Below are 21,809 nucleotides of genomic sequence, written 5' to 3'. Positions count from 1 at the left end.
CACGGGAGATAAGTCATGGCCAACATCGAGATCTACACCAAAGTAACCTGCCCGTTTTGCCATCGTGCAAAAGCGCTGTTGAGCAGTAAGGGTGTGAGTTTCCAGGAACTTCCGATTGACGGCGATGCCGTAAAACGTGAAGAGATGATCAAGCGTAGTGGCCGCACGACGGTTCCGCAGATTTTTATTGATGCACAGCACATTGGCGGCTGTGACGACTTGTATGCGTTGGATGCGCGTGGTGGACTGGATCCCCTGCTGCGTTAAAACATGCCGCAAGTATTTTAAGGACAACACTAAAGGGTTTTCTACACATGTCAGAACAAAATAACACCGAAATGGCTTTCCAGATCCAACGTATCTATACCAAGGATGTGTCTTTCGAAGCGCCAAATGCGCCGCATGTTTTCCAGAAAGATTGGCAGCCAGAGGTTAAACTTGATCTTGATACGGCGTCTACTCAACTGGCAGATGACGTATACGAAGTGGTACTGCGTGTTACCGTAACGGCTTCCCTGGGCGAAGAGACCGCTTTCCTGTGCGAAGTTCAGCAGGGCGGCATTTTCTCCATCAGTGGTATTGAAGGAACTCAGATGGCGCATTGCCTGGGTGCATACTGCCCGAACATTCTGTTCCCGTATGCCCGCGAATGCATCACCAGCCTGGTTTCACGCGGCACGTTCCCGCAACTGAATCTTGCGCCGGTTAACTTCGATGCGCTGTTCATGAACTATTTACAGCAGCAGGCTGGCGAAGGTACTGAAGAACATCAGGATGCCTGATGAACCAAAGTAATGCTTCAATGACTGTGATCGGTGCTGGCTCGTACGGCACCGCTCTTGCCATCACCCTGGCGAGAAACGGCCACCAGGTTGTCCTGTGGGGCCACGATCCTAAACATGTCGCGACCCTTGAGCGAGACCGCTGCAACGTCGCGTTCCTCCCTGATGTGCCTTTTCCCGATACGCTACGCCTTGAAAGCGACTTAGCCACCGCGCTGGCGGCCAGCCGTAACATTCTGGTGGTGGTGCCAAGCCATGTCTTTGGCGAGGTGCTGCGACAGATTAAACCGCTGATGCGTCCTGATGCTCGCCTGGTCTGGGCGACCAAAGGTCTGGAAGCGGAAACGGGGCGCCTGTTGCAGGATGTCGCCCGTGAAGCGCTGGGCGATGACATCCCGCTGGCGGTGATATCCGGCCCGACATTCGCTAAAGAACTGGCGGCGGGTTTGCCGACGGCAATTTCTCTGGCGTCGACGGACGAAACCTTCGCGGATGATTTGCAGGAACTTTTGCACTGCGGTAAGAGTTTTCGCGTCTACAGCAACCCCGATTTCATCGGCGTGCAGTTGGGCGGTGCGGTGAAAAACGTGATTGCGATTGGCGCAGGCATGTCTGACGGCATCGGTTTTGGCGCAAACGCACGTACCGCGCTGATCACGCGTGGGCTGACGGAGATGTCGCGTCTTGGCGCGGCGCTGGGGGCCGATCCGACCACCTTTATGGGAATGGCGGGTCTGGGCGACCTGGTTCTGACCTGTACTGACAACCAGTCGCGTAACCGCCGTTTTGGCATGATGCTCGGTCAGGGCATGGATGTTCAGAGCGCGCAGGACAAAATTGGTCAGGTGGTTGAAGGCTACCGTAATACAAAAGAAGTTCGTGAGTTGGCGCACCGTTTTGGTGTCGAAATGCCAATAACCGAGGAAATTTATCAAGTATTGTATTGCGGAAAAAACGCGCGCGAGGCAGCATTGACGTTATTAGGTCGTGCACGCAAGGACGAGCGTAGTCGCCACTAGCCGTAAGGATCTGTTTTATTAAATGACCCGGCCCGCGAAGAACGGGCCGGTCGTTAGCCTGATACCTGGAGTCAGCAATGTCATGTGAAGAACTGGATATCGTCTGGAACAATATTAAAGCCGAAGCCCGGGCTCTGGCGGACTGTGAGCCGATGCTGGCCAGTTTCTACCACGCGACGCTACTCAAGCATGAAAACCTGGGCAGTGCGCTGAGCTATATGCTGGCGAACAAACTCGCATCTCCGATTATGCCTGCCATCGCCATCCGTGAAGTGGTGGAAGAGGCCTACGCCGCCGACCCGGAAATGATCGCCTCTGCTGCCTGTGATATTCAGGCGGTACGCACCCGCGACCCGGCGGTAGACAAATACTCGACGCCGCTTCTGTATCTGAAAGGCTTCCATGCTCTCCAGGCCTACCGTATCGGCCACTGGTTATGGAATGAAGGCCGCCGCGCGCTGGCGATATTCCTGCAAAATCAGGTTTCTGTCACCTTCCAGGTCGATATTCACCCGGCGGCGAAAATTGGACGCGGCATTATGCTCGATCACGCGACGGGGATTGTGGTCGGTGAAACGGCGGTAATCGAAAATGATGTCTCGATCCTGCAATCGGTCACGCTTGGCGGGACCGGGAAAACCAGCGGCGATCGTCATCCCAAAATTCGTGAAGGCGTGATGATTGGCGCCGGGGCGAAGATCCTTGGCAATATCGAAGTGGGGCGCGGCGCGAAGATTGGCGCGGGCTCCGTGGTCTTGCAGCCTGTACCGCCACACACCACCGCAGCGGGCGTTCCGGCGCGGATTGTCGGTAAGCCCGACAGCGATAAGCCGTCAATGGATATGGATCAGCATTTTAACGGGATTCACCATACGTTCGAATACGGCGACGGCATCTGACTTTATGCCCGGTGGCGCTGCGCTTACCGGGCCTACCAGCTCCGTAGGTCGGATAAGGCGTCAGCCGCCATCCGACAGAAATCAACGACGCAATACCGCGCCAGGATACCCCAACTGGCGCCATGCCTCATATACCACGACCGACACCGCGTTCGACAGGTTCATGCTGCGGCTGTCCGGCATCATTGGAATACGAATTTTTTGTTCTGCGGGCAGCGCGTCGAGAATGGTCGCCGGTAAACCGCGCGTTTCCGGGCCAAACATCAGGTAGTCCCCATCCTGATAGCTCACCGCGCTATGGGCAGGGGTGCCTTTGGTGGTCAGAGCAAACAGACGCTGTGGGTTTTCGGCGGCGACAAAGGCGGCGTAATCGTGATGGCGCTGTACGGCGGCAAACTCGTGATAGTCCAGCCCCGCGCGGCGCAGACGTTTATCATCCCATGTGAAGCCCATCGGCTCGATAATATGCAGACGAAAACCGGTATTGGCGCAAAGACGAATAATATTGCCGGTGTTTGGTGGGATTTCTGGTTCGAATAATACGATATTCAACATGCTTAACTGCCCCCTTAAGTGCGGGGGGCAGAATAGCAGAAAATACGTTCACCCTCACCCTGTAGGCCTGATAAGCGTAGCGCCATCAGGCATCCCCGATGCACATTACATTGCCGGATGGCGGCTGACGTCTTATCCAGCCTACGCCGCATCACCCTGCGTCAGCGGTGCCAGTGCGGCAGGTAAGCTCTTACCGAGTTCCTGCACCAGCGAATCACGGCTGATCTCGCTGATTGATTTTGCGCCGGTCAGCGTCATGGCGACCTTCATCTCTTTTTCGATCAGATCCAGCAGGTTCGCCACGCCAGCCTGACCCGCCGTCGCCAGCGCGTACAGATACGCACGGCCAAGCAGTACGCTATCGGCCCCAAGCGCAATCATGCGTACCACGTCCAGACCATTACGAATTCCGCTATCCGCCAGAATGGCGATATCGCCTTTCACCGCGTCGGCAATGGCGGGCAGGGCGCGGGCGGAGGAGAGTACGCCGTCGAGCTGGCGGCCGCCGTGGTTAGAGACCACGATGCCGTCAGCGCCAAAGCGTACCGCGTCGCGGGCGTCTTCGGGATCGAGGATCCCTTTGATCACCATTGGGCCGTCCCAGAATTCACGGATCCACTCCAGGTCTTTCCAGGAAATCGACGGATCGAAGTTGTTCGCCAGCCAGCCGATGTAATCTTCCAGCCCGGTCGGTTTGCCAAGGTAGGCGGAGATATTGCCCAGATCGTGCGGACGACCGTTCAGGCCGACATCCCAGGCCCATTGCGGATGGGTCGCAGCCTGCCAGTAGCGGCGCAGGGCGGCATTCGGGCCGCTCATCCCGGAGTGGGCGTCACGGTAACGCGCGCCAGGCGTTGGCATATCGACGGTAAAGACCAGCGTGGAGCAGCCCGCCGCTTTGGCGCGCTCCAGCGCGTTACGCATAAAACCGCGATCGCGCAGGACGTACAGCTGGAACCACATCGGGCGTTTAATCGTCGGCGCGACTTCCTCGATGGGGCAGACAGAAACGGTGGAGAGGGTAAACGGAATCCCTTTCGCATCGGCGGCGGCGGCGGCCTGAACTTCACCGCGACGCGCATACATTCCGCACAGGCCAACCGGAGCCAGTGCAACCGGCATCGACAGCTTTTCGTTAAACAGGGTGGTTTCCAGGCTCAGGTCGGACATATTCTTCAGCACGCGCTGGCGGAGCGCCACCTCTGACAAGTCTTCCACGTTACGACGCAGGGTGTATTCCGCATAGGCGCCGCCGTCGATGTAGTGGAACAAGAAAGGGGGCAGAATGCGTTGGGCTGCGGCGCGATAATCGCTGGCTGCTGAAATGATCATGCTTTGTTCTCCCTGGAAATCTCATTATGGTCACCGGGCAGGCGGGTAATACGCGCCTGGCGGGCCTGGTCTTCATCAAATCGTTTAATGGTGGTGTGGACGAAACTGAGGTGCGCCATCATGGCTTTACGTGCGCCGTCGGCATCACCGGCCAGAATGGCGTCCATCACCGCCTGATGTTGTTCCGTCAGTTTTGAAAACACCGGCGGAACGAGATACATACGTTGGCGGCTCTGCTTCACGGATGATTGCAGGACATCAAAGAAGCCGCGCATGGTCTGCAACAGCACGACGTTGTGCGAGGCCTCCGCAATCGCGAGATGGAAGCGAACATCCGCCTGGGAGGCGAGGTCCGGGTCCTCACTGAGCGTGGCGTCAAAGCAGAGCTTAATTTTCTCTTTATCAGCGGGCGTGGCGCGCATCGCGGCGTGCCAGGCGGTGCTGGCTTCAATGGCGTGGCGGGCTTCCAGAATGTCGAAGCTGTAGTCCGGGTCGTCCGCCATCAGCGTTTTCAACGGTTGAACGATATTCTGTTCGGACCAGGTTTCATGCTGCCAGCGAACGAACGTTCCGCCGCCCCGGCGGCTGATCAGCACGCCTTCACTGACCAGTTTCGCCAGCGCCTCGCGCAGAGAATTGCGCGACACACCCAGTTGTACGGCCAGCTGGCGCTCGGCGGGCAACTTCATGCCCGCCTCCAGCTGTTGTTCTTCAATCAGCGCCCGCACACGAGAAGCAACCTCGTCTGACAGGCGTTTTGGCATCACAATCACGGAATCATCCAGGTTAAGACATAGGCCTGAAGTGTGGTAATCACACCCACCATGCAGGTGAAAATCAGGCTGTGTTTAACGGTAAAGCGGAACAGGTCGGACTCTTTCCCTACCAGACCCACTGCCGCACAGGCAATGGCGATAGACTGCGGAGAGATCATCTTACCGGTTACGCCGCCGGTGGTATTCGCCGCCACCATCAGCACGTCAGAGACGCCGATTTGCTGGGCGGCCGTCGCCTGCAGGGCGGCAAACAGCGCGTTTGATGAGGTATCAGACCCTGTCAGGAATACGCCCAGCCAGCCAAGGAACGGCGAGAAGAAGGTAAAGGCGCTGCCCGTATGCGCCAGCGCTAACGCCAGCGTAGAGGAGAGCCCGGAGTAGTTAGAGATAAACGCGAATGCCAGCACCATCCCGATGGAGTAAATCGGCAGCGCTAACTCTTTCAGCGTGCTGCCGAATGTCTGGATTGCGGCAGATGGTTTCATTTTCAGCCAGACGACGGACAGCAGCGCAGCGAACAGAATGGCCGTACCGGTAGCGGAGAACCAGTCGAACTTATAGACCGCAGCGTAGGCGGTTGCCTCATGCACCACTGGCGGCATACGGGCAACCAGCTTATCGAGATGCGGAACCGGAATATTAATCACCCAGTCGTACAGCGCGCCGCCTGGGGCAAACATCGCTTTAAACGGCGGAACGCTCCAGAGGGTAACGGTCGCTGTCAGGAACAGGAACGGCGACCATGCGCGAACGACTTGACCAACCGTGTAATGGGTGCGGTCCAGCGTCTGATCGACCTGTGAAGCGCCCATATCGCCAAAGCGGAAAATACGTACCGGCTGCCAGCGTTTCAGGAACAGCGTCAGACAGACCAGCGAGACCAGCGACGAGATGATGTCCGGCAGTTCCGGGCCGATAAAGTTAGAGCTGAGGTACTGGGCGATAGCAAATGAACCACCCGCCACCATCACCGCAGGCCAGGTCTCTTTCACGCCGCGCCAGCCGTCCATAATCGCCATGATCCAGAACAGCACGATAATGGTCAGGAACGGCAACTGACGGCCGACCATCTGGCCGATCTCAAAGCTGTCCAGCCCGGTGACCTGACCGGCCACCAGAATCGGAATCCCCATCGCGCCAAACGCGACCGGCGCGGTGTTGACGATCAGGCACAAACCCGCCGCATACAGCGGATTAAAGCCCAGGCCGACTAGCAGAGCCGCAGTAATCGCCACTGGCGCGCCAAAGCCCGCTGCCCCTTCAAGGAATGCCCCGAAGGAAAAGCCGACTATCAGCATTTGCAGACGCTGGTCAGGGGTAATCGACAATATTGATGACCGGATGATGTCGAATTGCCCGGTTCTGACAGAGATTTTATAGACAAAGACAGCGGCGATAATGATCCAGGCAATCGGCCACAGACCATAGAAGAAGCCATACACCACCGCAGCCAGAGCGTTATCCACCGGCATTTTGTAAAACAGCAGCGCGACAGCCAGCGCGATTGCGACCGTCCAGGAGGCGGCGATGTAGCCTTTCAGCTTGAGCTTAATCAGCGCGAAGAAAAAGAACAGGATCGGAAGCGATGCGATCAGGCTGGAAATCCAGATGTTACCGGCCGGATCGTAGTTTTGTTGCCAGAGATTCATTGCAGGTCTCCTGAGGGTCACACGCATAATGCAATGAGTCTTTTGCTCATCTCTTTGTCACATTATGTGTAAAAGTGGCCCTGCCAATATTGGGATGTAGGGGTAATGACAATGAATGGTTAATCAAATGTTGCTTATTGGCAACGCTAGTGTAGGTGAATTTTAATGAACTGTGAACCAGTGATCGGATTAAGGGATAATTGGTTGGGCCAATTGGGGGGAGGGGAGGGAAAGGGCGGGCCGGGCAAGCGTGCGCGTACCCGGCAGAAGGTTAAAACTCGGTTTTTGCGAAACCGGTCATCTCTTTCAGGCCCATTTCACGGCCTAACGCCGTCATTGGGTGGACGACAACCAGACCGCGCACGCTTTTCTTCAGCTTGCCCATATCGGCCTGTTCTTTTTTGGTAATCGCGCGGCGAAACGGCAGGTTCATCAGCTTTTGCGCTTCTTTACTCAGCTTCTGGCTGTGAACGTCACGCAGGCGCACGATCTCGGCTTCCAGCGTGGCTTTCTCTTTTTCCAGTTCGGCATATTTGTCAGCGGCATCGACAAGGGATAGCGAGGCCTGCTGGTGGCGGATGGCGTCCAGGCGATCGCTCAGACGTTTAATTTCGTTTTTTTCGACTTCTTTCATGGGATAGCTTCTGATGGAACCAGGATGAATTTTCTATAGTATGCGCGCAGAGCGGGATTATTCACAACTAATGGGATAAAAATAATCAAATAAGGCAAGTATTATAATGCTAATTTATTGTGTAACGTCTTGATTTAATACTTATTTAATAAACAAAACGTGATGTTAACGGTTTCTGTATGGTGGTTTGCGATTAAGCACGTTTTCCTCAATAGAAAACCCTGTCTGAGCCTAAACTAAAATTAGCGGCCGCGCATTCCCCGACGCGGAGAATACATGGAGATATCATCATGGTTAAAATAGGTGACAACGTTCCGCTTCTTATTGATAAGGCTGTAGATTTTATGGCTTCGAGTCAGGCATTTCGGGAGTATCTGAATAAAACGCCGCCGCGCGATATGGTTCCCGATGAGGTGCCGAAGGCAAATGCGCAGATGTACCTGCAACGTCTGGAATATTATCGCCAGCTCTATCAGCCGCAGCCGGAAGAAAAACAGTAAGTGGTTGACGGTCTATTTTTGAAAGGCTTTTTTTAAGCTGATTTTAGAAATCAGCTCGGTCAGGGAAAGCACCATCGTTGAGCGTACCGCTTGCTGGTAGCGCTGAATTTGCATGGCGTATAAACCCGGGTCAGAGGTCTCAAAATGCGGCGGCGGCGGTAACGCCGTCACGCAGTGCAGTTCGCCAAACGGCCCGAGAATTTCGTCGTCGGTGAACGCATATTCATTACCGTCGTGATTCAGTTCTTCACGCAGCGCCATCAGCAGTTCCGCATCTTCGTATTCAGGGCGACTGAGTACCCCCAGACCGTAGATCAGTTTCAGACGTACCGAGAGATCGCCCAGCGGTCCATCGCCGTCGAGCAACGGTTCCACTGCGTATTTCACCGCATAATCGTCTTTGCGAAACACCTGAAGTACCAGAATATTCACCGCCTCGGTGAGTAACTCTACGGCGGTGATGAGGAAACTTCGTACGGTTTTGCCAGCATTCAGACGCTCAAGCACGCGGTTTTCAAAGGCCTGGGTTTGTTCCATTATTGCCTGCATATCTGACAATCTGTCATTCGGGCGCAGGATGACCTGCGCCGTATTTTGCCTCATTTGGTCGCGTTGTATGCGTTAACCGCCTCCGCTACCACTTCGCTGTTTACATCCAGCCCGGAAATTTGCGCCAGCGCTTCCTGTGGCCCTTTCTCTGCGATCAGCGCAGCCAGTTCCTGGGCCTGCGGATCGTCTTCGCTGGTAAAGTGCATCGCGGCAGCGATGCCGTTGACCAGGTTAACGTGCGGCAGGCCGTATTCCAGCGTGCCCAGCAGCGGTTTGATCAGACGGTCGCCCGCACTCAGTTTACGCAGCGGCTGGCGGCCAACGCGCTCAACGTCATCTTTCAGATACGGGTTTTCAAAACGACCGAGGATTTTCTGAATGTATGCCGCATGTTTGTCGGCATCAAAACCGTAGCGTTTGATCAGCACCGCGCCGCTCTCTTCCATCGCCCCTTTTACCACAGCGCGGATTTTCTCATCGAGAATCGCGTCACGGATGGTCTGATGACCGGTTAATTTTCCGAGGTACGCGGTTATAGCATGCCCGGTGTTCAGCGTGAAGAGTTTACGTTCGACAAATGCCATCAGGTTATCGGTTAATTCCATACCTGGAATATCTGGCAGCGCGCCTTTGAACTGCGTTTTATCGACAATCCACTCGCTGAAGGTTTCCACGGTGACTTCCAGCGGGTCGTTCGTGGCGGAAGCGGAAGGCGGCACGATACGGTCGACGGCGGAATCGACAAAACCGACATGCTGTTCAACCCAGGCTTTGTCTTCATCCGCCAGGGCGTTCATCACATGACCTTTCAATTGCGTGGTGCCGCGCACCATGTTTTCGCAGGCAATGATGTTAAGCGGCGCTTCAATCCCCTGCGTTTTACGTTTAACCAGGCCTTTAGCGATGGCCGGAGCAATGCGTTCCAGTACTACTGGCCCAACGGCGGTGGTGACCAAATCGACATGCGCAATCAGCTCAACCACGTCATCGCTGATGCTGCTCACGGCATTAACGCCGGAAACCGTATCAACCTGCTCATTTTCACCCACCACATGAACCTGATAGCTATGACGGGCATTCAGGGCGTCGAGCACGACCTGGTTTACATCCGCGAACGTCAGTTGTATCCCCGCGTCAGCCAGCAGTTTGCCGATAAATCCACGACCGATATTACCTGCGCCAAAATGTAATGCTTTCATAGTGTTAACCTTCATTAATGTTTTTACCCGAGAGGGCTGGGGTGAGGGACCGCATGGCTTCCCCCCTCACCCAAACCCTCTCCCTTGCGGGAGAGGAAACCGTACACCGCAGGCCCGCTAGCAGCGCCACCGGACATGATGCCGGATGGCGGCGTAAACGCCTTATCCGGCCTACGGGAACTGCACATCGCATGCCCGGTAAGCGCAGCGTCGCCGGGCATGATGCCGGCCTACGGGAACTGCACATCGTAGGCCCGGTAAGCGCGAGCGCCACCGGGCAACGGACTTACTTACGACCGGCCAGCAGTTCCAGCACTTCATCCACGCTGGTGGTATGCGCCAGACGCTCGATCACGGACTCATCATCCAGCGCGTTAGTCAGGCTGGTGATGACCTGGATGTGCTCGTTGTTACGCGCCGCGATACCAATGACCAGACGGGCGATATCGTCTTCTTCTTCACCGAAGCGTACGCCTTCCGGGTACTGGCAGAACACCACACCGGTTTTCAGCACGCGGTCTTTGGCTTCCACGGTGCCGTGCGGTACGGCGATAGACTCACCCAGATAAGTCGGGGTCAGTTTTTCACGTTCCAGCATGGCGTCGATGTATTCTGGCTCAACATAACCGCCTTTCACCAGTTGCTCGCCCGCAAAGCGAATGGCTTCTTCTTTAGTGGCGGCTTTACGACCCAGGAAGATGTTTTCTGCGCCCAGCTTGAACAGGTTATTATCCCCTTCATCAAAGCTGTCTTTCAGATGATCGCGTACTTTCTCTTCGTTGGTGTTGTGGCGCTGCGCGGCAACCAGACGTTCGGTCAGGCTGGTGTACAGTCCGCTATCCAGGAAGTTGGTCAGCGAAATGTGCTGCGCTTGCGGAACCTGGCGCATGGCGCGCTCGGTCAGGTCACGGTGAGTGATGACCAGGTCGACATCCGGCGGCAGGTTGTTGATCGCGCTGTTGGTGACGGAAATCTGGCTCAGACCCGCATCCTGAACTTTTTTGCGCAGTACGCCCGCACCCATTGCGCTGGAACCCATACCGGCATCACAGGCAACGATGATTTTACGTACATGGCTCAGGTCGTTGGTCACATCGCCAGCGGACAGCGCGGATGCGCCTTTAGATTCCGCTTTCATGTCCTGCACGCGACGGGTTGCCGCGTCGATATCATCATCTTCTTTCACTTTGCTGGTTTTCAGCAGAATGGAGGCAATGATGAAGGAGACCGCCATAGCAGCGATAATCGCCGTGATGTTAGCGAAGTAGGCGCCTTTTGGCGTCATCGCCAGTACCGCCAGGATAGAACCCGGAGACGCCGGAGAAACCAGACCGCCGTTCAGGATGGTCAGCGTAAACACGCCAGTCATACCGCCGAGGATAACGGCCAGGATCAGACGCGGGTTCATCAGCACGTACGGGAAGTAAATTTCGTGGATACCGCCCAGGAAGTGGATGATTGCCGCACCGCCAGCAGACTGTTTTGCGCTGCCGCGACCGAAGAACATGTACGCCATCAGGATGCCCATACCCGGGCCTGGGTTAGCTTCGATCAGGAAGAAGATGGATTTACCCAGCTCATGGGACTGCTGAATACCCAGCGGCGAGAAGATACCGTGGTTGATCGCGTTGTTAAGGAACAGGATTTTCGCCGGTTCAACGAAGATAGACGCCAGCGGCAGCATGTCATGGACAACCATGAAGTTAACGCCGGCTGCCAGCAGTTTAGACAGGACTTCAACCGCCGGGCCAATGCCGAGGAACGCCAGAATCGCGAGGATCATCCCGATGATGCCAGCGGAGAAGTTATTCACCAGCATTTCGAAACCGGATTTGATCTTACCGTCTACCCAGCTATCGAATTTCTTGATGCAGTAGCCGCCCAGTGGGCCTGCGATCATTGAGCCGAGGAACATCGGCATGTCCGCACCGACGATAACGCCCATCGTGGTGATAGCACCGACCACGCCGCCGCGCTCGCCGCCGACCAGCTTACCACCGGTATAACCGATCAGCAGCGGCAGGAGGTAGGTGATCATCGGACCAACGAGCTTTGCCAGCGTTTCGTTAGGCAACCACCCTGTTGGAATAAATAATGCGGTGATAATACCCCACGCGATAAACGCGCCGATATTTGGCATCACCATATTGCTGAGGAAACGACCAAAGCTTTGCACTTTGATCTTAATATCGGATGACATAAAAACACCCCTTCTTATGTTTGCTGTCGCGCAGGCTCGAAGCCCGAGGTTTGTTAATGTAGCGGCAGAGGTAGCCGGACCCTGTAGATAGTGCGAAATCTGGCACTGAATCGTTCAACTGTCCAGTTGCTGGCTTGTTGTGTGATTTGGATCACATGAATATAGGGTGGATGGTGGTTATTGATGTGATATTGATCACAAAACGGCTGTGTAAAAAAACAACAAACCCGGAATCACTGGTGGAAATAGCGTTTAAATGTGAACTGTTTCACATTTTTGATTTGAGGGTTTGTTGGATTTTTGTGATCTAAATCACAAGATATTTTCATCCGAAACCTGTGTGGTGTGATCTTAAGCAGATTCCGCCTCATGCTTCATTCTGATGTGTAATTGAGCAACCTCTCGCCGTGCAAAATTATCTTTTGGTTTGATGGCGAAAATGGCGGACTCGAATTATGTTCAAAATATCGGTGGAATCGTAATACGCCGCCTGTCATTTAACACTCTTATTAGCGTGAAGCCGGAGCAGGTATGTTTCTAAATTATTTCGCGTTAGGAGTATTGATCTTTGTTTTTCTGGTGATTTTTTATGGAATCATCATGATTCATGACATCCCTTATCTGATCGCTAAAAAACGAAACCACCCCCATGCTGATGCTATTCATACTGCTGGTTGGGTCAGTCTGTTTACGCTTCATGTTATTTGGCCGTTTCTGTGGATTTGGGCCACGCTTTATCAGCCTGAACGGGGCTGGGGCATGCAAGCGCATGTTTCACCACAGGAAAAGGAACCTGAGCCAGAACCGGAGCCTGACCCGGAACTTATCGCCTTGTCGAAACGTGTGGAAGCGCTGGAGCGAAAGCTGGCTGAGGTACAGTCCCCTGATATTCCCCCGTCGGAGAGCTAATCATGGATCTGTTGATTGTTTTGACCTACGTAGCATTAGCCTGGGCGGTATTTAAAATATTCAGGATTCCGGTGAACCAATGGACACTTTCCACGGCGGCATTAGGCGGGGTATTTTTAGTTAGCGGACTTATATTATTAATGAACTATAACCACCCCTATACTTTTACGGCGCAGAAAGCGGTTATTTCTATTCCCATTACGCCGCAGGTAACAGGTATTGTGAGTGAGGTAACGGATAAAAATAATCAGCTGATTAAAAAAGGCGATGTTTTATTCAAAATCGATCCCGTGCGGTATCAGGCGCGGGTCGACAGGTTACAGGCTGACCTGGTCACGGCCACGCATAATATACATACCCTGAAGGCGCAATTAGCGGAGGCTCAGGCCAATACCACGCGGGTGTCCGCAGAACGCGACCGCCTCTATAAGGATTATCAGCGCTATCTGAAAGGCAGTCAGGCGAGGGTGAATCCGTTCTCTGAAAGCGATATCGATAACGCGCGGCAAAACTATTTAGCGCAGGATGCGATGGTAAAAGGTTCTGTTGCTGAGCAAACGCAGATCCAGAGCCAACTGGACAGCATGGTCGATGGCGAGCAGTCGCAAATCGTCAGCCTGCGGGCGCAGCTGGCCGAGGCGAAATACAATCTTGAACAGACGGTTATTCGCGCGCCGAGCAATGGCTATGTGACCCAGGTGCTCATCCGGCCCGGTAGCTATGCCGCCGCGCTGCCGCTGCGCCCGGTAATGGTTTTTATTCCCGAACAAAAACGGCAAATTGTCGCCCAGTTCCGGCAGAACTCATTATTACGTCTTGAGGCGGGAGATGAGGCAGAAGTGGTGTTCAATGCGCTGCCCGGCCAGGTATTCCAGGGCAAGTTGTTGAGTATTTTACCGGTTGTGCCCGGCGGTTCTTACCAGGCGCAGGGAACATTACAGTCCTTAAGCGTAACGCCGGGGATGGACGGCGTGCTTGCGTTGATTGAGCTGGAGCCGAATAGCGATGTGGATGCCCTGCCTGACGGCATTTACGCCCAGGTTGCGGTTTACTCCGATCACTTCGCCCATGTCTCCGTGATGCGTAAGGTGTTACTGCGCATGACCAGCTGGATGCACTATCTTTATTTGGATCATTAAGCGGGTCGTCACCTGCTTTTTAGTAAAAATGCCTGATGGCGCTATGCTTATCAGACCGACAGAAACAATGTCTGCAATGTGTAGACCGGATAAGGCGCTTGCGCCGCCATCCGGCAAAACTAAGGCAAGATTTATTGATACCACTTTATTTTTTGTTGGCAAAAAGGACACGGCATGAAACTCATCGGCAGCTATACCAGCCCTTTTGTGCGAAAGATTTCGGTTTTATTGCTGGAAAAGGGCATCACTTTCGAATTTGTGAATGAACTTCCCTACAACGCGGAAAACGGCGTGGCGCAGTACAACCCGCTTGGCAAAGTCCCCGCGCTGGTGACGGATAAGGGAGAGTGCTGGTTCGATTCCCCGATAATCGCCGAATATATTGAGTTACTGGATATTGCTCCGGTGATGATTCCGCGTGAACCGCTGGCCTCACTGAAAGTACGGCAGATTGAAGTGTTGGCGGACGGCATTATGGATGCCGGTCTGGTTTCCGTGCGTGAACAGGCGCGCCCGGCGGCGCAGCAGTCTGAAACGGAACTGTTGCGCCAGCGCGAGAAAATCAACCGTAGCCTGGACGCGCTGGAAGGCTATCTGGTGGACGGGACGATTAAGACCGATACCGTGAATCTGGCAACCATCGCCATTGCCTGCGCCGTGGGCTACCTCAATTTCCGCCGCGTGGCGCCGGGCTGGTGTGTGGACAGACCGCACTTAGTCAAACTGGTGGAAACGCTCTTTCAACGCGAAAGTTTTGCCCGCACGGAACCGCCAAAGGCTTGATGCGCATTATGTCCGCCTGAGCAAACTCACGGTACAATCCCCCTCATGTCGATATCCCTCTCCGCACCGGAGGGGGCCACCAACAGCCAGGCCTTTTTCATGACAACCGAAACGCGTTCACTCTACAGCCAGCTTCCTGCTATCGATCGCTTACTGCGTGACAGCACTTTTCTTTCTTTACGTGACACCCACGGGCACACCAGGGTGGTGGATCTGCTTCGCCAGATGTTGGATGAAGCAAGGGAAGCGATTCGCGATACGCAGGCGCTGCCCGCGTGGTGCGAGAACTGGGCGCAAGAGGTGAATATCCGGCTGGAGAAAGAGGCGCAAAGCGCGCTGCGTCCGGTGATTAACCTGACGGGAACGGTGCTGCACACCAATCTGGGGCGAGCGCAGCAGGCGGAAGAGGCGATTGACGCGGTGGCGCAGGCAATGCGCGCTCCGGTCACACTGGAATATGATCTGGATGGCGCCGGGCGCGGGCACCGCGATCGGGCGCTGGCGGATCTGTTATGTCGCATTACCGGGGCGGAAGACGCCTGTATTGTGAACAACAACGCGGCGGCCGTGTTGCTGATGCTGGCGGCGACGGCGAACGGTAAAGAGGTGGTGGTATCGCGTGGCGAACTGGTGGAGATTGGCGGCGCGTTTCGTATTCCTGATGTGATGCGTCAGGCGGGCTGTACGCTGCATGAGGTGGGCACCACCAACCGGACTCACGCGAAAGATTATCGTCAGGCGGTGAATGAAAACACCGGCCTGTTGATGAAAGTGCATACCAGTAATTACAGTATTGAAGGCTTCACCAAAGCGGTGGATGAGGCAGAGCTGGCCGCTATTGGGCTGGAGCTGGATATCCCGGTGGTGGCGGATCTGGGCAGCGGTTCGCTGGTGGATCTCAGTCAGTACGGCTTGCCGAAAGAACCGATGCCGCAGCAGCTGATTGCCGCAGGCGTCAGCCTGGTCAGCTTCTCTGGCGACAAGCTGCTGGGCGGGCCGCAGGCCGGGATCATTGTCGGCAAGAAAGAGATGATTGCGCAACTGCAAAGCCACCCGCTGAAGCGGGCTCTGCGTGCCGACAAAATGACGCTGGCGGCGCTGGAGGCAACCCTGCGGCTTTACCTGCACCCGGAAGCGCTGGCGGAGAAACTGCCGACGCTGCGGCTGTTAACCCGCAGTGAAGCGGCGATTCAGGCGCAGGCGCAGCGGCTACAGGCGGCGCTTGCCACACGCTTTAGCGCGGAGTTCGCGGTAAACGTGATGCCTTGCCTGTCGCAGATCGGCAGCGGTTCGCTGCCGGTTGATCGGCTGCCCAGCGCGGCACTGACCTTTACGCCGCATGACGGGCGCGGAAGCCGTCTTGAGGCGCTGGCGGCTCGCTGGCGCGCGCTGCCCGTCCCGATCATTGGCCGAATTTACGATGGTCGCCTGTGGCTGGATATCCGCTGCCTTGAAGACGAGACCCGGTTTATGGAGATGATGTTGAAATGATTATTGCAACCGCCGGACACGTTGACCACGGAAAAACAACGCTATTACAGGCGATTACCGGCGTGAATGCCGATCGCCTGCCGGAAGAAAAAAAACGCGGTATGACTATCGATCTGGGGTATGCCTACTGGCCGCAGCCGGATGGCCGCGTACTGGGATTTATCGACGTTCCCGGTCATGAAAAGTTTCTCTCCAACATGCTGGCGGGCGTGGGCGGTATCGATCATGCGCTGCTGGTTGTCGCCTGCGATGACGGCGTGATGGCGCAGACCCGCGAGCATCTGCAAATTTTACAATTGACGGGCAATCCGCAGCTTACGGTTGCGCTGACCAAAGCCGACCGCGTGGACGACGCGCGAATAGAAGAGGTGCGGGAAGAGATTCTGGCGACGCTGGGCCATTACGGGTTTGCCGACGCGACGCTGTTTGTCACCGCTGCGAATGAAGGGCGCGGTATTGAGGCATTGCGCGAGCATTTACGGCAGTTGGCGGGCCGCGCGCATCCCGGCCATCAGAGCTTCCGCCTGGCGATCGATCGCGCGTTTACGGTGAAAGGCGCAGGGCTGGTGGTGACCGGTACGGCGCTCAGCGGCGAAGTGAACGTCGGCGATACGCTGTGGCTGACCGGTGTGAATAAGCCAATGCGCGTGCGCAGCCTGCATGCGCAGAATCAGGCGACTGAACACGCTCATGCCGGACAGCGTATTGCGCTGAATATCGCGGGTGATGCGGAAAAAGAGCAGCTTAACCGTGGCGACTGGCTTCTCTCTGACGTACCGCCGGATGCCTTTTCACGCGTCATCGTTTCGTTAGAACATGCTGCGCCGCTCGTGCAATGGCAACCGCTGCATATTCACCACGCCGCCAGCCATGTCACCGGACGTATTTCCCTGCTGGAGGGCACGCTGGCGGAACTGGTGTTCGATACGCCGCTATGGCTTGCCGATAACGATCGGCTGGTATTACGCGATATTTCTGCCCGAACCACGCTTGCTGGCGCACGCGTGGTGACGCTCAACTCGCCGCGTCGCGGTAAACGTAAACCGGAATATCTGCAATGGCTGTCGGCGCTGGAAAACGCCAGGGATGACAGCGCCGCGCTGGCGACGCATCTCGAACGCGGCGCGGTGAATATTCCTGATTTCGTGTGGGCACGGCAGCTCAACGGCGACGGTATGCGCCAGCTTATTGAACAGCATGGTTTTATTCAGGCGGGTTACAGCCTGTTGAATGCCCCTGTCGCCGCGCGCTGGCAGCGTAAGATTCTGGATACGCTCGCGATGTACCACGAACATCATCGCGATGAACCCGGCCCAGGGCGCGAGCGTTTGCGGCGCATGGCGCTCCCGATGGAAGACGAAGCGCTGGTGCTGCTGCTCATCGACCGTATGCGTGAAAGCGGCGTGATTCACAGCCACCATGGCTGGTTGCATTTACCGGATCACAAAGCCGGTTTCAGCGACGAGCAGCAGGCCGTCTGGCAAAACATTGAGCCGCTGTTTGGCGACGACCCCTGGTGGGTGCGCGATCTGGCGAAAGAAAAGGGCGTGGACGAGCAAGTTATGCGGCAGGTGCTGCGACAGGCGGCACAGCAGGGCATGATTACCGCGATCGTGAAAGATCGTTATTACCGTAACGATCGGATTGTCGCTTTTGCGAACCTGATCCGCGAACTGGATCAGGAGAGAGGCTCGACCTGCGCCGCTGATTTTCGCGATCGGCTGAATGTTGGACGAAAACTCGCCATTCAGATTCTGGAGTATTTTGACCGGACAGGATTCACGCGCCGTCGCGGAAACGATCATTTATTACGCGATGCGTTATTATTTCCGGCAAAAGAATGATACGAATTATTAAAATAGAAAATGAATTAATACAATTATTTTCTTGAATTATATAAAGCACAACAGGCGATGAACCTAATGTGCTTTTTTATATTTTATAATGGGAAAATAACAACAGCGATCATATTTTCACGACAGGTTCATCCGTATGCTGCCAGCCTTATTTCAGTAATTAAGGATGGTACAATGGCTGCTTCAACATTTTTTATTCCTTCCGTGAATGTAATCGGCGCTGGTGCATTAAAAGAAGCAATGAATACCATGGCGGAATATGGTTTTCGCCGTACATTAATTGTCACGGATAGCATGTTAACAACATTAGGCATGGCTGGAGATATTCAGAAAGCGTTGCAGGAACGCGATATTTTCAGCGTTATTTATGATGGCACGCAGCCGAACCCGACCACCGAAAACGTGGCTGCCGGGCTGAAACTCCTGAAAGAACACGGGTGCGATAGCGTAATTTCGCTGGGCGGCGGCTCTCCGCACGACTGCGCGAAAGGCATCGCGCTGGTGGCGGCGAACGGCGGCGACATCCGCGACTATGAAGGCGTGGATCGCTCCGCGAAACCTCAGCTACCGATGATTGCCATCAACACGACGGCGGGAACGGCATCAGAAATGACCCGCTTCTGCATCATTACCGACGAAGCGCGCCATATTAAGATGGCGATTGTGGATAAACACGTTACGCCGCTGCTCTCTGTGAATGACTCTTCGTTGATGATGGGGATGCCAAAATCGCTGACCGCCGCGACCGGCATGGATGCGTTAACCCACGCCATTGAAGCCTATGTTTCTATTGCCGCAACGCCGATTACTGATGCGTGCGCGTTGAAAGCCATCTCTATGATTGCGGAAAACCTGGCGATTGCCGTGGAAGAGGGCAGCAACGCGCAGGCGCGCGAAGCGATGGCCTATGCGCAATTCCTGGCTGGTATGGCGTTTAACAATGCTTCTCTGGGCTATGTCCACGCGATGGCGCACCAGCTCGGCGGCTTCTACAATCTGCCGCACGGCGTATGTAATGCGGTGCTGTTGCCGCACGTTCAGGTATTTAACAGCCAGGTCGCGGCAGGCCGTCTGCGCGACTGTGCGGCTGCGATGGGCGTTAATGTAACCGGGATGAGTGAAGCCGACGGCGCGAAAGCGTGCATTGACGCTATCCGTCAACTGGCGCAGCAGGTCAACATTCCGGCGGGTCTGCGCGACCTGAATGTGAAAGAAGAAGATATTTCCGTGCTGGCGACCAATGCGCTGAAAGACGCCTGTGGCCTGACCAACCCTATTCAGGCGACCCACGACGAGATCATGGCGATTTACCACGCGGCGATGTAATTGAGTGATTGCCGGATATACGATACGCATCGTGTCATTCCGGCGTCATGCCCGATGGCGCTGCGCTTATCGGGCCTACACTGTGCGGTAAGGTGAAACGGCTTAAACATCCGCTTATCTATATCGTGACCGCAGTCGTAAAGCAGTAAAAGGCTGGCGAAGATTTCGCCAGTCCCGTCTAACCTTTGTAGTACCCCTACAGTAAGGAGACGGTCATGACCAATAATCCCCCTTCAACGCGTATTCAGCCCGGCGAGTATGGTTTTCCTCTGAAATTAAAAGCCCGCTACGACAACTTTATCGGCGGAGACTGGGTCGCACCGGTAGACGGCGAGTATTACCAGAATCTGACGCCGGTGACCGGGCAACTGCTGTGTGAAGTCGCCTCTTCCGGCAAAAAAGATATCGATCTGGCGCTGGATGCCGCGCATAAAGTGAAAGAACAGTGGGCGCATACGTCCGTGCAGGATCGCGCCGCGATTCTGTTTAAGATTGCCGATCGCATGGAGCAAAACCTGGAACTGCTGGCAACGGCGGAAACCTGGGATAACGGCAAACCCATCCGTGAAACCAGCGCCGCCGACGTGCCGCTGGCGATCGACCATTTCCGCTATTTTGCGTCCTGTATCCGCGCACAAGAGGGCGGTATCAGCGAAGTTGACAGCGAAACGGTGGCCTATCACTTCCATGAACCGCTGGGCGTGGTGGGGCAGATCATCCCGTGGAACTTCCCGCTGCTGATGGCGAGCTGGAAAATGGCCCCGGCGCTGGCGGCGGGGAACTGCGTAGTGCTCAAACCTGCGCGTCTGACGCCGCTTTCGGTTCTGTTGCTGATGGAAATCGTTGGCGATCTGCTCCCGCCGGGCGTGGTCAACGTCGTGAACGGCGCGGGCGGAGAGATCGGCGAATATCTGGCGACGTCGAAGCGGATCGCGAAGGTGGCGTTTACCGGTTCGACGGAAGTCGGGCAACAGATCATGCAGTACGCGACACAAAACATTATTCCGGTAACGCTGGAGCTGGGCGGTAAGTCCCCCAATATCTTCTTCGCCGATGTGATGGATGAAGAGGATGCGTTTTTCGACAAGGCGCTGGAGGGCTTTGCGCTGTTTGCCTTTAACCAGGGCGAAGTTTGTACCTGCCCGAGCCGTGCGCTGGTACAGGAGTCTATTTATGAGCGCTTTATGGAGCGGGCCATTCGTCGCGTCGAAAGCATTCGCAGCGGTAACCCGCTCGACAGCGTTACGCAGATGGGCGCGCAGGTCTCCCAGGGTCAACTGGAAACCATCCTCAACTACATTGATATCGGTAAGAAAGAAGGCGCGGATGTGTTAACCGGCGGGCGGCGCAAGCAGCTGGAAGGAGAGCTGAAAGAGGGCTATTACCTCGAACCGACCATCCTGTTTGGTAAGAACAATATGCGCGTCTTCCAGGAGGAGATTTTTGGCCCGGTGCTGGCGGTGACGACCTTCAGGACGATGGAGGAAGCACTGGAACTGGCTAACGACACCCAGTACGGGCTTGGCGCCGGGGTCTGGAGTCGTAACGGCAACCTGGCATACAAAATGGGGCGCGGTATTCAGGCGGGACGCGTATGGACCAACTGCTATCATGCTTACCCGGCGCATGCTGCGTTCGGCGGCTATAAGCAGTCGGGGATTGGCCGCGAAACCCACAAAATGATGCTGGAGCATTATCAGCAAACCAAATGTCTGCTGGTGAGCTATTCCGATAAACCGCTGGGGCTGTTTTAAGCGCCGTATAACCACGTTGCCGGATGGCGGCTTCGCCTTATCCGGCCTACGGAGAACTGCACATGTAGGCCCGATAAGCATAGCGCCATCGGGCATGAGGTTCGCCTTATCCGGCCTACGGGAAACTGCACATGTAGGCCCGATAAGCGCAGCGCCATCGGGCATGAGGTTCGCCTTATCCGGCCTACGGGAAATCGCACATGTAGGCCCGATAAGCGCAGCGCCATCGGGCAGATTTGCCGGAGAGAGTGAAGCCGCTGTTCGGTCGTTGGGAACCCGTCGCAGGATTATTAACTGTAATTTGAGATAAATATATAATATTTAATTGTCACATGCACCGGCCCTGTCTATTTAGCTTATACTGCTAATCGTTTGTCTTTAGTAATTACATTAATTTATACAAATATGTTTTTCAGCTATTAAACCTATACCCCATCAGAAAGGTGTGGGAAAAGAG

20 protein-coding genes are annotated in these 21,809 nt (G+C 55.3%); 12 read left to right on the top strand and 8 right to left on the bottom strand.

What is annotated here, in order from left to right; translation table 11 throughout:
* Nucleotides 1-15: 15 nt before the first annotated feature.
* The 4 genes from grxC (at nt 16) to cysE (ending at nt 2,700) form a co-directional block, all read left to right on the top strand.
* Nucleotides 16-267: a glutaredoxin 3 gene (gene grxC / locus CKO_RS21580; RefSeq protein ID WP_012135747.1), complete on the top strand. Its 252-nt coding sequence runs from the start codon at nt 16-18 to the stop codon at nt 265-267.
* Between the two features lie 47 nt (nt 268-314).
* Entirely contained in the window at nt 315-782 is a 468-nt protein-coding gene (gene secB, locus CKO_RS21575; RefSeq protein WP_003024155.1) for a protein-export chaperone SecB, read from the top strand.
* Nucleotides 782-1,801, top strand: a complete 1,020-nt coding sequence (gpsA, locus tag CKO_RS21570) for an NAD(P)H-dependent glycerol-3-phosphate dehydrogenase (RefSeq protein WP_012135746.1) — start codon at nt 782-784, stop codon at nt 1,799-1,801. Before secB ends, gpsA begins: the two co-directional genes overlap by 1 nt.
* A 77-nt stretch (nt 1,802-1,878) precedes the next feature.
* Complete coding sequence (gene cysE / locus CKO_RS21565; protein ID WP_012135745.1) at nt 1,879-2,700, top strand: serine O-acetyltransferase; 822 nt, start codon at nt 1,879-1,881, stop codon at nt 2,698-2,700.
* Nucleotides 2,701-2,781: 81 nt separating this feature from the next.
* On the opposite strand, the gene trmL is transcribed toward cysE, so the two are convergent.
* The 5 genes from trmL to CKO_RS21540 all read right to left on the bottom strand — a co-directional run bounded on the left by trmL (nt 2,782) and on the right by CKO_RS21540 (nt 7,646).
* Nucleotides 2,782-3,255, bottom strand: a complete 474-nt coding sequence (gene trmL / locus CKO_RS21560) for a tRNA (uridine(34)/cytosine(34)/5-carboxymethylaminomethyluridine(34)-2'-O)-methyltransferase TrmL (protein ID WP_012135744.1) — start codon at nt 3,253-3,255, stop codon at nt 2,782-2,784.
* A 141-nt stretch (nt 3,256-3,396) separates the two neighbouring features.
* Nucleotides 3,397-4,587, bottom strand: coding sequence for a quinone-dependent L-lactate dehydrogenase (lldD, locus tag CKO_RS21555; protein WP_012135742.1), 1,191 nt, complete (start codon nt 4,585-4,587; stop codon nt 3,397-3,399).
* Complete coding sequence (gene lldR / locus CKO_RS21550; protein ID WP_012135741.1) at nt 4,584-5,360, bottom strand: transcriptional regulator LldR; 777 nt, start codon at nt 5,358-5,360, stop codon at nt 4,584-4,586. The genes lldD and lldR overlap by 4 nt, the downstream gene beginning before the upstream one ends.
* On the bottom strand, nt 5,357-7,012 hold the full coding sequence (gene lldP / locus CKO_RS21545) for an L-lactate permease (RefSeq protein ID WP_012135740.1): 1,656 nt from the start codon (nt 7,010-7,012) through the stop codon (nt 5,357-5,359). The genes lldR and lldP overlap by 4 nt, the downstream gene beginning before the upstream one ends.
* A 271-nt stretch (nt 7,013-7,283) precedes the next feature.
* On the bottom strand, nt 7,284-7,646 hold the full coding sequence (locus CKO_RS21540) for a YibL family ribosome-associated protein (RefSeq protein WP_012135739.1): 363 nt from the start codon (nt 7,644-7,646) through the stop codon (nt 7,284-7,286).
* Nucleotides 7,647-7,936: 290 nt separating this feature from the next.
* On the opposite strand from CKO_RS21540, the gene CKO_RS21535 reads away from it, so the two are divergent.
* On the top strand, nt 7,937-8,146 hold the full coding sequence (locus CKO_RS21535; protein WP_012135738.1) for a hypothetical protein: 210 nt from the start codon (nt 7,937-7,939) through the stop codon (nt 8,144-8,146).
* Between the two features lie 12 nt (nt 8,147-8,158).
* On the opposite strand, the gene mtlR is transcribed toward CKO_RS21535, so the two are convergent.
* From mtlR to mtlA, 3 genes are all read right to left on the bottom strand, one after another.
* Nucleotides 8,159-8,749, bottom strand: coding sequence for a mannitol operon repressor MtlR (gene mtlR / locus CKO_RS21530; protein WP_012135737.1), 591 nt, complete (start codon nt 8,747-8,749; stop codon nt 8,159-8,161).
* Nucleotides 8,746-9,894, bottom strand: coding sequence for a mannitol-1-phosphate 5-dehydrogenase (gene mtlD / locus CKO_RS21525; RefSeq protein WP_024131058.1), 1,149 nt, complete (start codon nt 9,892-9,894; stop codon nt 8,746-8,748). The genes mtlR and mtlD overlap by 4 nt, the downstream gene beginning before the upstream one ends.
* A gap of 286 nt (nt 9,895-10,180) precedes the next feature.
* Nucleotides 10,181-12,094 (bottom strand): PTS mannitol transporter subunit IICBA, encoded by a 1,914-nt coding sequence (mtlA, locus tag CKO_RS21520; RefSeq protein ID WP_012135735.1) that lies wholly within the window; start codon nt 12,092-12,094, stop codon nt 10,181-10,183.
* Between the two features lie 531 nt (nt 12,095-12,625).
* Here mtlA and CKO_RS21515 point away from each other — a divergent pair.
* The 7 genes from CKO_RS21515 (at nt 12,626) to aldB (ending at nt 21,352) form a co-directional block, all read left to right on the top strand.
* Nucleotides 12,626-13,003 carry a DUF3302 domain-containing protein gene (locus tag CKO_RS21515; protein ID WP_012135733.1) on the top strand — a complete coding sequence of 126 codons (378 nt, stop codon included), beginning with the start codon at nt 12,626-12,628 and terminating at the stop codon, nt 13,001-13,003.
* Nucleotides 13,004-13,005: 2 nt separating this feature from the next.
* Entirely contained in the window at nt 13,006-14,142 is a 1,137-nt protein-coding gene (locus CKO_RS21510; RefSeq protein ID WP_012135732.1) for an HlyD family secretion protein, read from the top strand.
* A 174-nt stretch (nt 14,143-14,316) separates the two neighbouring features.
* On the top strand, nt 14,317-14,925 hold the full coding sequence (locus CKO_RS21505) for a glutathione S-transferase (protein WP_012135729.1): 609 nt from the start codon (nt 14,317-14,319) through the stop codon (nt 14,923-14,925).
* 99 nt (nt 14,926-15,024) lie between these two features.
* Nucleotides 15,025-16,416 carry an L-seryl-tRNA(Sec) selenium transferase gene (gene selA, locus CKO_RS21500; RefSeq protein ID WP_024131057.1) on the top strand — a complete coding sequence of 464 codons (1,392 nt, stop codon included), beginning with the start codon at nt 15,025-15,027 and terminating at the stop codon, nt 16,414-16,416.
* Nucleotides 16,413-18,260, top strand: coding sequence for a selenocysteine-specific translation elongation factor (gene selB / locus CKO_RS21495; RefSeq protein ID WP_012135727.1), 1,848 nt, complete (start codon nt 16,413-16,415; stop codon nt 18,258-18,260). The genes selA and selB overlap by 4 nt, the downstream gene beginning before the upstream one ends.
* A gap of 186 nt (nt 18,261-18,446) precedes the next feature.
* Nucleotides 18,447-19,598, top strand: a complete 1,152-nt coding sequence (gene yiaY, locus CKO_RS21490; protein ID WP_024131056.1) for an L-threonine dehydrogenase — start codon at nt 18,447-18,449, stop codon at nt 19,596-19,598.
* Between the two features lie 215 nt (nt 19,599-19,813).
* Nucleotides 19,814-21,352 carry an aldehyde dehydrogenase AldB gene (gene aldB, locus CKO_RS21485; protein WP_012135724.1) on the top strand — a complete coding sequence of 513 codons (1,539 nt, stop codon included), beginning with the start codon at nt 19,814-19,816 and terminating at the stop codon, nt 21,350-21,352.
* Nucleotides 21,353-21,809 lie beyond the last annotated feature (457 nt).

Source organism: Citrobacter koseri ATCC BAA-895 (assembly GCF_000018045.1).
In the GTDB taxonomy this organism is placed as follows: Bacteria; Pseudomonadota; Gammaproteobacteria; order Enterobacterales; family Enterobacteriaceae; genus Citrobacter_B; species Citrobacter_B koseri.
This window is presented reverse-complemented; position numbering and strand designations above follow the sequence as displayed.

Coding starts and splice junctions, on each gene's coding strand:
- grxC (WP_012135747.1), top strand. CDS start 16: ATGGCCAACATCGAGATCTACACCAAAGTAACCTGCCCGTTTTGCCAT.
- secB (WP_003024155.1), top strand. CDS start 315: ATGTCAGAACAAAATAACACCGAAATGGCTTTCCAGATCCAACGTATC.
- gpsA (WP_012135746.1), top strand. CDS start 782: ATGAACCAAAGTAATGCTTCAATGACTGTGATCGGTGCTGGCTCGTAC.
- cysE (WP_012135745.1), top strand. CDS start 1,879: ATGTCATGTGAAGAACTGGATATCGTCTGGAACAATATTAAAGCCGAA.
- trmL (WP_012135744.1), bottom strand. CDS start 3,255: ATGTTGAATATCGTATTATTCGAACCAGAAATCCCACCAAACACCGGC.
- lldD (WP_012135742.1), bottom strand. CDS start 4,587: ATGATCATTTCAGCAGCCAGCGATTATCGCGCCGCAGCCCAACGCATT.
- lldP (WP_012135740.1), bottom strand. CDS start 7,012: ATGAATCTCTGGCAACAAAACTACGATCCGGCCGGTAACATCTGGATT.
- CKO_RS21540 (WP_012135739.1), bottom strand. CDS start 7,646: ATGAAAGAAGTCGAAAAAAACGAAATTAAACGTCTGAGCGATCGCCTG.
- CKO_RS21535 (WP_012135738.1), top strand. CDS start 7,937: ATGGTTAAAATAGGTGACAACGTTCCGCTTCTTATTGATAAGGCTGTA.
- mtlR (WP_012135737.1), bottom strand. CDS start 8,749: ATGAGGCAAAATACGGCGCAGGTCATCCTGCGCCCGAATGACAGATTG.
- mtlD (WP_024131058.1), bottom strand. CDS start 9,894: ATGAAAGCATTACATTTTGGCGCAGGTAATATCGGTCGTGGATTTATC.
- mtlA (WP_012135735.1), bottom strand. CDS start 12,094: ATGTCATCCGATATTAAGATCAAAGTGCAAAGCTTTGGTCGTTTCCTC.
- CKO_RS21515 (WP_012135733.1), top strand. CDS start 12,626: ATGTTTCTAAATTATTTCGCGTTAGGAGTATTGATCTTTGTTTTTCTG.
- CKO_RS21510 (WP_012135732.1), top strand. CDS start 13,006: ATGGATCTGTTGATTGTTTTGACCTACGTAGCATTAGCCTGGGCGGTA.
- CKO_RS21505 (WP_012135729.1), top strand. CDS start 14,317: ATGAAACTCATCGGCAGCTATACCAGCCCTTTTGTGCGAAAGATTTCG.
- selA (WP_024131057.1), top strand. CDS start 15,025: ATGACAACCGAAACGCGTTCACTCTACAGCCAGCTTCCTGCTATCGAT.
- selB (WP_012135727.1), top strand. CDS start 16,413: ATGATTATTGCAACCGCCGGACACGTTGACCACGGAAAAACAACGCTA.
- yiaY (WP_024131056.1), top strand. CDS start 18,447: ATGGCTGCTTCAACATTTTTTATTCCTTCCGTGAATGTAATCGGCGCT.
- aldB (WP_012135724.1), top strand. CDS start 19,814: ATGACCAATAATCCCCCTTCAACGCGTATTCAGCCCGGCGAGTATGGT.